We start from the raw sequence: 14,546 nt of genomic DNA, 5'->3' as shown, positions 1-14,546 counted from the left end.
GTCACCACCGCACCGCGACTTCGCTCAACCCGCCGACGGCCAGCCCTTCAAGCCGCCGCAGGTCCTCGGCCGGGACGGCGAGGTCCAGCGAGGGAAGCCTGCGCAAAAGCACGTCGAGGGTGCCCTGCAGTTCCGTGCGGGCGAGGGCCTGACCGAGGCAGGAGTGCGGGCCGACGCCGAACGCCAGATGGGGGTTCGGGCTGCGGCCGAGCGTCATCTCCTCGGCGCCGTCGAAGGCGGTCTCGTCCCGGTTGGCGGCGGCCATGCTGCACACCACGGTCGTGCCGGCCGGCAGGACCGTGCCGGAGACCTCGATGTCCTCGCCGATGTACCGGGGCATGCCGACGCCGGCGTTGGCGTCGAAGCGCAGGGCCTCCTCCACCGCGGACCGGACCAGTGACGGGTCGGCCAGCAGGCTCTCCCAACGCTGCCGGTCGGAGAGCAGCATGGCCACCATCTTCCCGATCATGTTCGCGGTGGTCTCGTGCCCGGCGACCAGCAGGCCCTGGCCGGTGGCCACGAGTTCGCGGTCGCTGAGCCGGTAGCCGTCGGGCGCGGTGGCGGTGGTGAGTTCGCCGAGCAGATCGTCGCTCGGGACCTTCCGCTTCGCGGCCACGTGGGTGGCCATGTAGTCGGTGAACTCCGCCTGGGCCGCGTCGACTTCGTCCTGCCGGTAGCGGGTCAGGTTGAGCATGGTGTCGGACCAGTACGAGAACCGGTCGCGGTCGGAGTCCGGGACGCCGAGCAAGTCGCAGATCACCCACACCGGCAGCGGGAAGGCCAGGTGCGCCTTGAGGTCCGCGGGATGGCCGTGCTCCAGCATGCCGTCGATGAGCTGGTCGGCCATGGTCTCGATCCTGGGGCGCAGGGCGGCCATGCGCTTGGCGGTGAACCACCTGCTCACCATCCGGCGCCACCGCTGGTGTTCCTCACCGCTCTGCGGGAGCGCCGTGGACAGCTCGCTGTTGAACACGCCGCCCGAGTCGGTGTCCGAGAACCTCGCCGCGCCCTCTGCGTTCAACTGCCGGCTGAAGCGGGCGTCGGCCAGCACCTGTCTGACGTCCTCGTAGCGCGTCAGCAGCGAGGCCTCGTCCCCGCTGGGCAGTGTCACCCGCGCGACGGGGTACTGCCGGCGCAGTTCGGCCCATTCCGCGGGGGCGGCCAGGGCCGTCGCCCCGGTCATGGGATAGCTGGGCGGCTGGTCGCCGGCGCTCGGGCTCATCGCGTCCTCCTGTGATCCGGTGGTCGCTGCGAGCCCAGGCAATCCCACCCGCCTCAGCCAAGTCAAGCAACTGATTTAAAACGCGCCGAGTTCCAGCCACGGGGGCGCGGTACGGCGGCCAGTCGCAGTGCGCGCTGTTCAGACACGTCCCCACCGCCGACGCAGATCGCCTACGGCAGACGCCGAGATCCCGCAGTACACCGAATCAACCGGAACAGAACTCGCCGGAAGCGTTGACGTGATCGCACTCCAAACCTATCTTCTGGTCGACCTTCCGTACGTCGTTCGGCATTTCGAACGAGCTGCGACCCTGCCCGGCAACGCCCGTCCCCACCCCGCGCAGAGACGAGGAACGCATGGCACCGGCCCTCCCCAGACGAACCCTCCTCCAGGCCGCGCTGCTCGGCACGACGGCCCCGGCGATGACGTACGCCGCCACCGGCCGGGCAGCCGCGGCCACGGTGCCGGCACCGTCCGCCTGGACCCTGCGGCCGTTCGAGCTGAAGGACGTCGAGCTGGGCCCGGGCGTCTTCGCCGCCAAGCGTCGGCTGATGCTCGACCACGGGCGTGGTTACGACGTGAACCGGCTGCTCCAGGTCTTCCGCGCGGGCGCCGGGCTCTCCACGGGCGGCGCCGTGGCCCCCGGCGGCTGGGAGGGGCTGGACGGCGAGGCCAACGGCAATCTGCGCGGCCACTACACCGGCCATTTCCTCACCATGCTGTCGCAGTCCTACGCGTCCACCGGGGACCAGGCGTACGCCGACAAGATCCGGACCATGGTCGGTGCCCTGACCGAGGTACGAGACGCGCTGCGCCGCGACCCGCGCGTGCTCAGCGTGACCGGACGGTTCGGTACCGCCCACGAGAACGTCCGGGGCTCGTACCAGTACGTCGACCTGCCCGCCGCGGTGCTCGGCGGTGCCCCGGCGATCACCCTGTCGGCCTGGGTGAAGCCCACTCACGACGCCAACTGGACCCGGGTCTTCGACTTCGGCGACAACACCACCCGCTACCTGTACCTGGCCGCCCGCAACGGCAGTGGCGTACCGCGCTTCGCCGTCACGACCGGCGGACCGGGCGGCGAGCAGGCACTCAACGGCACCGCCGCACTCCCCCTCGACCGGTGGAGCCACCTGGCGGTGACGATCAGCGGCAGCACCGGCACGCTGTACGTCAACGGCACGGCCGTCGCCCGGAACACGTCGATGACCCTCAACCCGGCGGCACTGGGCACCCTGAGAAACAACTGGCTGGGCCGCTCCAACTTCTCGGCCGACCCGGCGTTCGCGGGCGCCCTCGACGAGTTCAACATCTGGTCACGAGCCCTGACCGCCGCCGAGATCACGGCACTGCAGAACGACCCGGCCGCCGCGACCCCGGCCGGCCGGGGCGACCTGGCGTCGTACGACTTCTCGGAGACCACCGGCGGCACCTTCGCGGACGCCTCCGGCCGAGGCCTCACCGCCACCCTGCGCCGTACCTGGGGCGGGCCGAGCCATCCCGGGTTCCTCGCCGCGTACCCGGAGACCCAGTTCATCGAGCTGGAGTCGATGACCAGCGGCGACTACACCAAGGTGTGGGCGCCGTACTACACCGCGCACAAGATCCTCAAGGGCCTGCTGGACGCCTACCTCGCCACGGACGACGACCGGGCGCTCGACCTCGCGTCCGGCATGTGCGACTGGATGCACTCCCGGCTGTCCAAGCTGCCCGACGCCACCCTGCAGCGGATGTGGGGCATCTTCTCCAGCGGCGAGTTCGGCGGCATCGTCGAGACGATCGTCGACCTGCACTCGATCACCGGCAGGGCCGAACACCTCGCGCTGGCCAAGCTGTTCGACCTCGACAGGCTCATCGACGCCTGCGCCGCGAACACCGACACGCTCGACGGCCTGCACGCCAACCAGCACATCCCGATCTTCACCGGCTACGTCCGGTTGTACGACGCGACGGGCGAGACCCGATACCTCACCGCCGCGAAGAACTTCTGGGGCATGGTCGTCCCGCACCGGATGTACGGCATCGGCGGGACGAGCACGGCCGAGTTCTGGAAGGCCCGCGGGGTCATCGCGGGCACGATCAGCGACACCAACGCCGAGTCCTGCTGCACCTACAACCTGCTCAAGCTGAGCCGGATGCTGTTCCTCCACGACCAGGACCCGACGTACATGGACTACTACGAGCGGGGCCTCTACAACCAGGTCCTCGGCTCCAAGCAGGACAAGGCGGACGCGGAGAAGCCGCTCGTCACGTACTTCATCGGCCTCAGGCCCGGGCACGTGCGCGACTACACCCCCAAGCAGGGCACGACCTGCTGCGAGGGCACCGGCATGGAGAGCGCCACGAAGTACCAGGACTCGGTGTACTTCAAGAAGGCCGACAGCAGCACGCTGTACGTCAACCTGTACAGCCCCTCCACCCTGACCTGGTCCGAGAAGGGCGTCACCGTCACACAGACCACGGACTACCCGAGGGAACAGGGCTCCACGCTCACCGTCGGCGGCGGCAGCGCGGCCTTCGAGCTGAAGCTGCGCGTGCCGTCGTGGGCGACGAACGGCTTCCGGGTGACCGTCAACGGCAGTGCGGTCAGCGGCACTCCGGCCGCGGGCAGCTACTTCACCGTCCCCTCCCGGACCTGGCGCAGCGGCGACACCGTGCGCATCACCATCCCGTTCCGGCTACGGGTCGAGAAGGCGCTCGACGACCCGTCCCTGCAGACGCTGTTCTACGGCCCGGTCAACCTGGTCGGCCGCGACACCAGCACCGGCTATCTCCAGGTCGGGCTGTACGGCAACGCGGCGCTCTCCGGCGACCTGTTGCCCTCGCTGGCCCCCGTGCCGGGCAGGCCGCTCCACTACACGCTGAACGGTGTCGAGTTCGCCCCCTTCCACGAGGGCACCGAGGACCCGACGCACGCGTACGTCCGGCGCTCCGAGCCCAGGGTCGTCTTCGGGAACACCGACTCCCAGGTCGTCAACCCGGCGAAACCCGACGGTACGACGCTCCTGGACGAGATCTGGGCGGGGGCGCCGTTCGCCAACAAGGGGGCGCTGGTGACACGGGTGCGGTCGACGGTGAACTCGTGGGTGTCGGCGGGCCTGCTCTCCCAGGCCGACGGACAGAAGGTGGTCACCACGGCGCAGAACGCGAGGTACGTGGACTGACGGCGGCTCGTGGGTGATCGGGCGCGCGTGCTGCTCCGGAGGGTCGGTGCACTCGGCGCCCGTGACTCCCTGTAATGATTCGCCTGCTCATTCCATTCACCCTGCTGGGCGAGGGGTGCTTCCGGCAGCTCAGGCAGCGGAAAGGGCCGCGATGACGGGTACTGACAGGACCCCCCACCTTCGGCGCACGGCTCCTAGCCTGGAGAGATGGACACCGCCCACGACATCCGTGAGTTTCTCGCATCCCGGCGCGCCAAGATCACGCCGCAGCAGGCGGGCCTGCCCGCCTTCGGCGGGAACCGCCGCGTTCCGGGACTGCGCCGCGAGGAAGTCGCGCTGCTGGCCGGTGTGAGCATCGACTACTACGTGCGCCTGGAGCGCGGCCACCTCGCGGGCGCCTCCGACGAGGTCCTGGACGCCGTCGCCAGTGCCCTCCAGCTCGACGACGCCGAACGCGCCCACCTCTACGACCTGGCCGCCGCCCAGCGCACCCGGCCCGCCCGCCGCACCAGAAAGGCCCGCGGCACCGTCCCCGCCAGCATCCAGCGTGTGCTGGACTCGATGACCCACAGCCCCGCCTTCGTGCGCAACGGGCGCCTGGACGTCCTCGCCGTCAACCGGCTCTGCCGCGCCCTGTACGCGCCCCTGTTCGCACCGGACGTCCCCCGCCCCGTCAACATCGCCCGCTTCCAGTTCCTGAATCCGGCAGGCCGCGACTTCTTCCCCGACTGGGAGGCCTCGCTCGACACCACCGTCTCCCTGCTGCGCACCGAGGCCGGACGCGCCCCCCACGACACGGATCTGACCGGGCTGATCGGTGAACTGGTCACCCGCAGCGACGAGTTCCGCACGGCCTGGGCCAAGCACAATGTGCGCCTGCACCTCACCGGCAGCAAGTCCTTCCGCCACCCGGAAGTCGGTGACATCACCCTCGACTTCGACGCGATGGCGCTGCCCGCGCATCCGGGGCTGACCCTCACCGCCTACAGCGCGGAACCCGGCACACCCGCCCACGACGCCCTTCAGCTGCTGTCCGCGTGGGCCGCCACCGAGGACGCCGGGACGGCGACCGTCACTGAGGGCCACCGCTGAAGCATGCGTCGCCACCCCGCGAGCGCGAGAACGACCGTGCGACCGTGCGACCGTGCGACCGGAAGTACGATGACCCATGCCCATCCGTGTCCTGCTCGCCGACGACCAGGCCCTCCTGCGGGCCACCTTCCGCATCCTGATCGACTCCTGCGACGACATGGAGGTGGTCGACGAGGCCACGGACGGCGCCGAAGCCGTCGACCTGGCGCGCGTGCACCGTCCCGACGTCGTCCTCATGGACATCCGGATGCCGGGCACCGACGGTCTGTCCGCCACGACCACGATCTGCGCCGACCCGGAGCTGTCGGGCACCCGGGTCCTCATCCTGACCACGTTCGAGATCGACGAGTACGTCGCCCGGGCGCTGCGCGCGGGTGCGAGCGGTTTCCTCGGCAAGGACGTCAGCGCCGACGCGCTCCTGGACGGCATCCGCACCGTGGCGTCCGGCGAATCACTCCTCTCCCCCGTCGCCACCCGCACCCTCATCACCCGCTTCCTCAGCACCCCCGCGCCCAGCACCCGGCTGGGCCCGCCCGACGCCCTCTCCGCCCTCACCACCCGCGAGCGTGAGGTCATGGCGCTGGCCGCCGAGGGGCACTCCAACGACGAGATCGCCGGCAAGCTGGCCGTCAGCCCGCTGACCGTACGCACCCACATCCACCGCGCCATGACGAAACTGGGCGCCCGCGACCGCGCCCAACTGGTCGTCATCGCCTACCAGTCGGGCCTCGTCCGGGCGGCACCGCCGGACTGACCGCCGGACTAGGGGGCTTCTGATGGATCTCCGTGGAAGAAGGAGCGGCGTTCGGTGCGTGCTCTCGGCGTGCCGGGCGGAAGTCCTCGATGGGGGCGCCCCCGGGCATGGGGGTCCCCCCGCTCGAGCGGAGCCGAGAGTGGGGGAGGAGTTGAGACTGGGGGAGGAGCTACTAGGGCTTTCGTCCGGTGCGGCGAGTGGGGGCACCTCCCACGCCCTTAAGGCAGTGGGGGAGCGTGCCGGGCGTCGCGACGCCGCGGAGATCCATCAGAAGCCCCCTAGCCGTTCCGCGGGCCCGCCGTGGTGCTGCGTATGACGAGGTGAGGTGCGATCACCGTCTCCTTGCCGGAGGTCGCGCCGTCGGCGGTCGCCTCGCCCTCCAAACGTGCGACGGCCCGGCCCACCGCCAGGTCGGCGAGGCGGCGGACGTCCTGGCCGACGGTGGTGAGGTCGATGTGCGCGAGACGGGCGAGGTGGCTGTCGTCGAAGCCGACCACGGAGATCTCGTCGGGCACGGGGACGCGGGCCCGCAGGCACGCGTCGAGGACTCCGGTGGCACAGCGGTCGTTGAAGGCGACGACGGCGGTGGGCCGGGGGTGGTCGCCGAGCAGGGTACGCGCGGCCGCGGCGCCGTCCTCCTCGGTCAGGCCGCCGGGCAGGACGCGGGCACGGTCGGCGAGGCCGTGACGGTTCATGGCAGTGCGGTAGCCGCGGCGCCGGTCGGCGGCACCGGGGGCCCTGCCGCCGTCGATGTGGACGATGTCGCGGTGCCCGAGGGATACGAGGTGGTCGACGGCCTGGCGGGCGCCCTCGTCGTCGGCGGTGCGGACCACGTCCACGCCGGGCACGGCCGGACGCAGCCGCCGGGCCACGGACACCACCGGCAACTGGGCCGCCAGTTCCGTGAGGCGTGCGGCGGGGGCCTGCGGGCCGAGCAGGATCAGCGCCTCGCAGCGGTCGCCGAGCAGGGTCTCCACGGCGTGACGCTCACCGCGGCTGGGGGCGACGGCGCTGAGGGCGATCTGGTAGCCGGCGGGCTCGGCGGCGGCGTAGACGCCCTCCACCAGGTCGGTATGGAAGGGCTGTTGCAGGCCGAACTGCACGCCGAGCAGCCGTGAGCGGTTGCTGCGCAGCAGCCGCGCGCGGGCGTCGGGCCGGTAGCCGATCTCCCGCGCCGCCTCCAGGACCCGCTCCCGGGTGGCGGCGCCGGCGCCCTTGGCCCCGCGCATCACGATGGAGACCAGCGCGACGGACACGCCGGCCCGCGCCGCCACGTCGGCGAGCGTGGGGCGCTTCCCCTCCGGGACCCCTGGGGTCGGTGGCACCGCCTGCCTCCCTGCTCGGTCCTGCTCGGTCCACTCCTCCAGCCGTCGATCGTAGACGAGACGGGAGGCGGAGAACACGCTGGCCGGAACTACTGCAACGTTCTAGCCATCAGGCTCCACGAAGCCTTGACAGGACGCCCGGCGAGTGGCGTACTGCTGCTCAGGCTCTAGAACGTTCTAGTCATTTCCAGTCCGGGTCAATCCCCGGGTGTAGCCCGGAGAGAGGGAACGTCGTGACGTACACACTGGCGGTCTGCGCCGAGATGGTCTTCCGGGACCTGCCCGTGGAGGAGCGGGCCCGACGCATCCACGACGCCGGTTTCCAGGTCGAGATCTGGGACTGGACCCGGCACGACCTGACCGCGCTGGAGCGCTCCGGGGCGACCTTCTCCTCCATGACCGGCTACATCCGCGGCAGCCTCACCGACGAGGACGGCGCGGCCGAACTCCTGCGCACCGCCGAGGAGTCGGTGAAGGCCGCCCAGCGGATCGGCTGCCCCCGGCTGAACCTGCACGGCACCGGTCTGGACGGCGAGGGTCTGCCGGTGGTGCCGGTGACCGGCGAGCCCACCGGCCCGATGTGGATCGCGGCCCACCGGACGCTCACCCGTGTCGCCGAGCTGGGTGAGAGCGCCGGCGTCACCTTCACTCTGGAGAACCTGAACACGGCCGTGGACCACCCCGGGGTGCCGTTCGCGAAGGCCGCCGACACGCTGGCCCTGGTCGCCGCCGTGGACCGCCCCGGCCTGCGCATGAACCTGGACCTGTACCACGCCCAGATCGGCGAGGGGAACCTGATCGAACTGGTCCGCCGGGCCCACGGGCTGGGTCTGATCGGAGAGATCCAGGTGGCCGACGTACCCGGCCGCTGCGAGCCGGGCACCGGCGAGATCAACTACCCGGCCGTCGCCCGCGCCCTCACCGACCTCGGCTACGACGGCACGGTCGCCATGGAGGCATGGGCCTCCGAGGACAGCGAAAGCGCCCTGGAGCGCTTCCGCACCGCGTTCACCCCCGCCTGACCCTCAGCGACAATCCACCGGCTTCCCACCCACGTACGGAGAACCCGCATGACCACCCACCAGCCCCTCGCCGTCGGTCTCATCGGCGCCGGACGGATGGGCTCCTTCCACGCCGAGACCCTCGCCCACCGCCTCCCCGGCGTACGGCTCGCCGCCCTGGCCGACCCGGCTCCGGGTGCGGCGCAGCGCCTCGGTGACCGGCTCGGCTGCCCGACGGCGTACACCGAGATCGGGGACCTGTGCGCCGATCCGCAGGTGGACGCCGTGGTGATCGCCACCCCGGCCCGTACCCACGCCGGTCTCGTGGAGGCGGCGGCCCGGGCGGGCAAGGCGGTGTACTGCGAGAAGCCCATGGCGGTCACCCTGGCGGAGGCCGACCGCGCCATCGCCGCGGCCCGCGAGGCGGGTGTTCCGCTCCAGGTGGGCTTCAACCGCCGCTACGACACCGGTTTCCGGGCCGCCCACGACAAGATCGCCGCCGGCGGGATCGGCACCCCGCAGCTGCTGCGCTCGCTCACCCGTGACCCTAAGCTGCACGACCCGGCGCCGATCCCGCCGTGGACGATCTTCCTGGAGACCTTGATCCACGACTTCGACACCCTGCGCTTCCTCAACCCGGGCGCCGAACCGGTCGAGGTCTTCGCCTGGGCCGACGCCCTGGTCCGTCCCGACTTCAAGGAGCGCGGCCTGCTCGACACCGCCGTGGTCACCATCCGCTTCGACAACGGCGCCCTCGCCACCGCCGAGGCCAACTTCCAGGCCGTGTACGGCTACGACGTGCGCGGCGAGGTCTTCGGCTCGGCCGGCATGCTCACCATGGGCGACATCCGGCGCAGCCACCTCACCTCGTACGGCGCGGACGGTGTCGCCGCCGACTGTGTCACCTACGACCAGGATCTGTTCCACGACGCGTACGTCGCCGAACTGGCCGACTTCGCCGACAGTGTGCGCACCGGCCGCGCCCCGGCCGTCACCGGTGAGGACGCCCGCGCCGCCCTGTCGATCGCCCTCGCCGCCATCCAGTCGGTCACGACGGGCGGCCCCGTCCGCGTGGACGAGCTCAAGAGCGAGTGACGCGACGCGTGACGCGGCACCCGGCCCGCCCGGGAATCCCGGTGCGCTCCAGGCGTTGAACTCCATGTGAGCTCAAGCATCGCGCAGACCCGGTTCTCGGTCCTCGACCGCTCCCGCACCCGTGAGGGGCACAAGGCCGCCGAGGCGTTGCGGGACACGGTCGGGCTGGCGCGGGAGCTGGAGGAGCTGGGGTATCACCGGATCTGGGTGTCGGAGCACCACGGTGTGCCCGGAGTCGCCGGTTCCGCGCCCACCGTACTGGCGGCGGCCGTCGCGGCGGCCACGCGACGTATCCGGGTGGGCACCGGGGGTGTGATGCTGCCCAACCATCAGCCGTTCGTGGTGGCCGAGCAGTTCGGAGTCCTGGAGTCCCTCTTCCCGGGGCGGATCGACATGGGCCTGGGCCGGTCCGTCGGCTTCACCGACGGGGTGCGCAGGGCCCTGGGGAGGGACAAGTCCGACGCGGACGACTTCGCCGGGCAGCTCGACGAACTGCTCGGCTGGTTCCGCGGCACGTCTCCCACCCGTGCGCACGCGCGCCCGGCGGAGGGCCTGGCCGTGCCGCCCTTCGTGCTCGCGATGGGCGAGGGTGCCGACATCGCCGCCCGTGCGGGCCTGCCGATGGTCATCGGCGATCTGAGGAACCGCGAGAAGATGCAGCGCGGCATCGACCACTACCGCGCGGCCTTCCGGCCCTCCCCCTGGGCGCGGGAGCCGTACGTCGTGATCTCCGGCACGGTCGCGGTGGCCGCCACGCCCGAGGAGGCCCGGCGTCTGCTGCTCCCGGAGGCCTGGTCGATGGCGTACGCGCGCACGCACGGCACGTTCCCTCCCCTCCCGCCGGCCGGGGAGGTCGAGAACCGCACGATGACCGACAGGGAACGCGGCTTCTACGAGTCCGGCCTCACCGGCCATATCGCGGGTACTGAGGAGCAGGTCGCCCACGAACTGGAGACGGTGCTGAAGGAGACGGGCGCGCAGGAACTCCTCGTCACCACGAGCACGTACGACCGTGAGGCCCTGCTGGACTCCTACCGGCGACTTGCCCGCATCATCGCGGCCGGCTGACGGCCACGGACGCGGGCGCCGTCCGGAGCGGGTGCAACGGACTCAGGCGAGCCAGTCCGCGTAGTGGGTCGGGGCGATGCGGGCGTCACCGTGGGCGATCAGGAAGTCACCCGGGACGGCCGCGAACATCCCGGCGGTGTCATCGGTGACGACCGAGCGCCCGTCGCCCTTGGCCGTGACGGTGATCCGGGCCAGATCGTCGAGGGTGTAGACGTCGGGGCCGGCGATGTTGAGGATGCCGTTCAGCGGCGCGCCCACGGCGACTTCGGCGACGGTGGCGGCGACCTCCGCGGCGGCGATCGGCTGGATCGGCGTGCGCGGCAGGCGGACCGTGTTGCCCTCGGTCGTCATCGACATGGTCGCGTCCATGAACTCCATGAACTGCGTGGCGCGGACGATGGAGTACGGGACCGGGCCGGCGGTGAGGATCTCCTCCTGGAGCGCCTTGGCCCGGTAGTAGTCCAGTTGGGGCACCTGGTCCACACCGACGATGGAGAGCACGACGAAGTGGCCGACGCCGGCCCTCTCGGCCGCGGCCAGGAGGTTGTTCATGGACGTGCGGAAGAAATCGATCGAGGCCTCGTCGAACGTCGGGGAGTTGCTCAGGTTGACGACGACGTCGGCACCTGCGACGGCCTCCTCCAAGCCCTGGCCCGTGATGATGTCGAGGCCGGTGGACAGCGAGTGCGGCACGGCCTGGTGCCCGGCTGCCTTCAGGTTCTTCACGACCTGCGACCCGATCAGTCCGGTTCCTCCGACAACTGCGATCTTCATGACTTCTCCCTGATTTTCAGCCACTCTTGTGGATTTTCAACAACTCTTGCCCGATATGCACCCCATAGGCGCTACGTACACTTCGGGCACCATGAATCCCGGTGTACCCCGGAATCAAACTCGGACATCATCTATCCGGGATAGTACTCGGACAACGCATGTCCGAGTCAAGCGGGGCGTTGTTAGGATGACGGCGTGAAGATGTCCGGCGGCGTGGAGTGGGCACTGCACTGCTGCGTCGTGCTGACATCCGTGCAAGTGCCTGTACCTGCCGCACGGCTCGCGGAGTTGCACGACATTTCGCCCACATACCTCGCCAAACAGCTCCAGGCCCTCTCACGGGCCGGGCTCGTGCGATCAGTACAGGGAAAGTCGGGCGGCTACGTCCTCACCCGATCCCCCGCGCAGATCACGGTGCTGGACGTCGTCGAAGCCGTGGACGGGCCCGGCGACTCATTCGTGTGCACGGAGATACGCCGGCGCGGCCCGCTGGCGACCCCGTCCGAGTCGTGCACCGCGCCCTGCGCGATCGCCCGCGCCATGGCCGCCGCGGAGTCGGCACGCAGGGAGGCCCTGCGGGCTGTCACCATCGCCGACCTGGCCGCCGACGTGGAGTCCGACTCCGGGGACGGCACCTTGGCCGGTGTCGGCACGTGGTTGACCGCAGCCGACAGCTGACGCAGAAGGCGCGCTGCCTGTCGCAAAAGCCTAGGATTGATGGACAGGGTCACCGCCGAACGAGAGGCCGGCACCGGCCCGGAAAGCGGTGGCCGACACGAGATCGTCCGTTCCGGGCAAGCCGACGGAGGTGTGGCGCAGTGTCGGAGAAGGACTCAGTGGACGTGCCGGCCGAGCAGGAGAGCCCGGCGACGTTCGGACCCAGGATGCTGGCGGACGTCAAGCCGCCCTTCTTTCCCGAGGGTGCGTCGGGGATGACCGTCCTCGTCGAGTGGCCCCCCGGTCACCCCGGGGCGGCTCCGCACCGCCACTCGGGGCCGGCTTTCGGTTATGTGATCGAGGGGGCGGTCCGGTTCGAGCTCGAGGGTGAATCGGAGCGTGTGGTCCAGGCCGGTGAGACGTTCTGGGAGCCGGGCGGCGACGTGATCCACTACCAGGACGGCAACGCCCTGCCGGACACGCCGAGCAAGTTCGTCGTGTTCATGCTGTGCGCGCCGGGCCAGGAGATGTTCACGTTCGTCGACGAGGCGGAGCTGAAGGAGCGGGCGCACCTGCGTGCCCCGCGCCCCTCCGCGGGCTGACCCGCCAGTTCGACACGGGAAGCCGGGGACCGGGCCGTGGGTCGGGGCCGTCGTAGGGCCCCGACCCAGCGGACCGGGCCCCTCGTTCACGTGCGGTGGGGCTCCTGGTGCGCACCCAGCCCCGCCGACAGCTCGGCGGCACGGGCCAGTGCGCGGCGGTCGGGGCGGCTGCCCGGCGGGATCGCGTCCCGTACCTCGACCTCGGCCACCAGACCGCGGGCCGTCGCCACCCGCCACAGGGAGGCGAGCAGGGTGTCCTCGCCGACGAAGGCGGGCACCGTACTGGCGGCGCCGTCGCTGCGGCGGTAGTGGATGCGCACGGGCTGAACGGGCACGCCGGCGTCGAGGGCGGCCTGGAAGACGGCCCGGCGGAAGGTGCCCCGGGCGCGTCCGCACCAGGTGCTGCCCTCGGGGAAGGCCGTGACCGCGGCACCGGCGCGCAGGGCACCGGCGATGCGGGCGACCGTCTCCGGGAGCGCCCGCAGCCGGTCCCGTTCGATGAACAGGACACCGCTCCGCGCCACCAGCGGACCCGCCACGGGCCACTGCCGGATCTCGGTCTTGGCGAGCATCCTGGCCGGACGCACGGCGGCGAGCAGCGGGATGTCCAGCCAGGAGATGTGGTTGGCGACGAGGAGCACTCCGCCGGCGGGCGCGGTGGCGCCGACGACGCGGACCCGGACACCCGCGGCCCGCACGATCGCCCGGCACCACCACCGCACCGGTCCGGCCGGAATCCGCCGGCCGAACGGCAACAGCACGATCCCCCCGAGCACAAGGACCGCCACCGTTGTCAGCCGCAGCACTGCCCGGGGCACGGCCGCGGCGGGTCCCGTCGGCTCCACACACGCCCCCGGAGTGCACGGCGCGCTGGGCAGCCAGACGCTCATCAGGCCGGTACGAGCGACAGGAAGTGCCGCAGATAGCGCGAGTTGACCCGGCTCATCGGCAGCAGCACGTACAGGTCGGCGACGCCGAAGTCCGGGTCGTGCGCGGGCTCGCCGCACACCCAGGCGCCGAGGCGGAGGTAGCCGCGCAGGAGGGGGGTAGTTCAGGGCGGGTGGGCGGGAGCGACCCAGTGCGCTGCTCGGGCCTGGCCACGCCGTCCGAGTCCCACGGCAGCAGGGGCCGCACCCGGTACTCCTGGGGAGCGAGGTGCTTGGCCCGCACCCGGTCCCACGTGGCCGCGGCGAGCGTGCCGCCGTCGGCGAGCGGGAGGGAGCAGCAGCCGGCCAGCCACTCATGGCCGCCGTCGACCATGTATCGCGCGATCCCGGCCCAGATCAGGCCTATGACCGCGCCGTCGCGGTGGTCGGGGTGCACGCAGGAGCGGCCGACCTCGACGAGCCCGGGGCGGATCGCGCCCAGCGGCGTGAGGTCGAACTCGCCCTCCGAGTACAGCCTCCCCGCGACCGCGGCCCGCTCGGGCGGCAGCAGCCGGTAGGTGCCGACGACCTGGTCGGTGAGGGTGTCGCGGACGAGCAGGTGGTCGCAGTACGCGTCGAAGGCGTCGACGTCGAGGCCGGGCTGCGGGGTGGACAGCAGCGCGCCCATCTCGCCCGCGAAGACGTCGTGACGCAGCCGCTGCGCGGCCCGGACGTCGGCCTCGGTGCGGGCGAGGGTGACGGTGTAGCGGGTGGGCGCGACCGCCTGCGACGGGCTGTCGAGCGTGGATACGCCGGTCATGGCTGGCTCTCTCCTGGGGACGGGGCCGGATTGCGGCGGGAGCTGAGCGGGCCGCCGGTTGGCTACGGCGTGCTCGCTCCTGTTTTCCCGACGCCAACTGACCGGC

Annotated in this window: 12 protein-coding genes and 1 pseudogene; 8 read left to right on the top strand and 5 right to left on the bottom strand. The window is 71.4% G+C overall.

What is annotated here, in order from left to right; genetic code table 11:
- Position 1: 1 nt before the first annotated feature.
- The gene (locus E0500_RS25750) at positions 2–1,222 is read right to left on the bottom strand and encodes a cytochrome P450 (protein ID WP_131560337.1); all 1,221 of its coding nucleotides are present in this window, start codon (positions 1,220–1,222) and stop codon (positions 2–4) included.
- A gap of 356 nt (positions 1,223–1,578) precedes the next feature.
- Here E0500_RS25750 and E0500_RS25745 point away from each other — a divergent pair, with 356 nt between their 5' ends.
- From E0500_RS25745 to E0500_RS25735, 3 genes are all read left to right on the top strand, one after another.
- Positions 1,579–4,386, top strand: a complete 2,808-nt coding sequence (locus tag E0500_RS25745; RefSeq protein WP_131560335.1) for a beta-L-arabinofuranosidase domain-containing protein — start codon at positions 1,579–1,581, stop codon at positions 4,384–4,386.
- Positions 4,387–4,593: 207 nt separating this feature from the next.
- A complete protein-coding gene (locus tag E0500_RS25740) occupies positions 4,594–5,478 on the top strand; it encodes a helix-turn-helix domain-containing protein (protein ID WP_131560333.1) in 885 nt (294 codons plus the stop codon).
- Between the two features lie 76 nt (positions 5,479–5,554).
- Positions 5,555–6,232, top strand: coding sequence for a response regulator transcription factor (locus tag E0500_RS25735; RefSeq protein WP_131560331.1), 678 nt, complete (start codon positions 5,555–5,557; stop codon positions 6,230–6,232).
- 278 nt (positions 6,233–6,510) lie between these two features.
- On the opposite strand, the gene E0500_RS25730 is transcribed toward E0500_RS25735, so the two are convergent.
- Positions 6,511–7,557: a LacI family DNA-binding transcriptional regulator gene (locus E0500_RS25730; protein ID WP_131560330.1), complete on the bottom strand. Its 1,047-nt coding sequence runs from the start codon at positions 7,555–7,557 to the stop codon at positions 6,511–6,513.
- Positions 7,558–7,790: 233 nt separating this feature from the next.
- Between E0500_RS25730 and E0500_RS25725 the strand changes: the two genes are divergently transcribed.
- The 3 genes from E0500_RS25725 to E0500_RS25715 all read left to right on the top strand — a co-directional run bounded on the left by E0500_RS25725 (position 7,791) and on the right by E0500_RS25715 (position 10,721).
- Positions 7,791–8,579, top strand: coding sequence for a TIM barrel protein (locus E0500_RS25725; RefSeq protein WP_309505143.1), 789 nt, complete (start codon positions 7,791–7,793; stop codon positions 8,577–8,579).
- A gap of 48 nt (positions 8,580–8,627) precedes the next feature.
- Positions 8,628–9,653 (top strand): Gfo/Idh/MocA family oxidoreductase, encoded by a 1,026-nt coding sequence (locus E0500_RS25720; RefSeq protein WP_131560328.1) that lies wholly within the window; start codon positions 8,628–8,630, stop codon positions 9,651–9,653.
- Positions 9,654–9,719: 66 nt separating this feature from the next.
- A complete protein-coding gene (locus E0500_RS25715) occupies positions 9,720–10,721 on the top strand; it encodes an LLM class flavin-dependent oxidoreductase (protein WP_131560326.1) in 1,002 nt (333 codons plus the stop codon).
- 42 nt (positions 10,722–10,763) lie between these two features.
- On the opposite strand, the gene E0500_RS25710 is transcribed toward E0500_RS25715, so the two are convergent.
- Positions 10,764–11,495: an SDR family oxidoreductase gene (locus E0500_RS25710; RefSeq protein ID WP_131560324.1), complete on the bottom strand. Its 732-nt coding sequence runs from the start codon at positions 11,493–11,495 to the stop codon at positions 10,764–10,766.
- Positions 11,496–11,696: 201 nt separating this feature from the next.
- Between E0500_RS25710 and E0500_RS25705 the strand changes: the two genes are divergently transcribed.
- Both E0500_RS25705 and E0500_RS25700 read left to right on the top strand, forming a co-directional pair.
- Complete coding sequence (locus E0500_RS25705; protein ID WP_131560403.1) at positions 11,697–12,173, top strand: Rrf2 family transcriptional regulator; 477 nt, start codon at positions 11,697–11,699, stop codon at positions 12,171–12,173.
- A 206-nt stretch (positions 12,174–12,379) separates the two neighbouring features.
- Positions 12,380–12,754 (top strand): cupin domain-containing protein, encoded by a 375-nt coding sequence (locus tag E0500_RS25700; protein WP_131560401.1) that lies wholly within the window; start codon positions 12,380–12,382, stop codon positions 12,752–12,754.
- Between the two features lie 86 nt (positions 12,755–12,840).
- Here E0500_RS25700 and E0500_RS25695 read toward each other — a convergent pair whose 3' ends face one another.
- Positions 12,841–13,644 carry a 1-acyl-sn-glycerol-3-phosphate acyltransferase gene (locus tag E0500_RS25695; protein WP_131560322.1) on the bottom strand — a complete coding sequence of 268 codons (804 nt, stop codon included), beginning with the start codon at positions 13,642–13,644 and terminating at the stop codon, positions 12,841–12,843.
- A pseudogene (locus E0500_RS25690) lies at positions 13,644–14,440 on the bottom strand (GNAT family N-acetyltransferase). The gene E0500_RS25695 and the pseudogene E0500_RS25690 overlap by 1 nt, the downstream one beginning before the upstream one ends.
- Positions 14,441–14,546: the final 106 nt, after the last annotated feature.

It is taken from the genome of Streptomyces sp. KM273126 (genome assembly GCF_004337435.2).
Taxonomy (GTDB): Bacteria; Actinomycetota; Actinomycetes; order Streptomycetales; family Streptomycetaceae; genus Streptomyces; species Streptomyces acidicola.
Note: the sequence above shows the minus strand (reverse complement) of the source record. Positions and strands in the feature narration are given on the sequence as shown.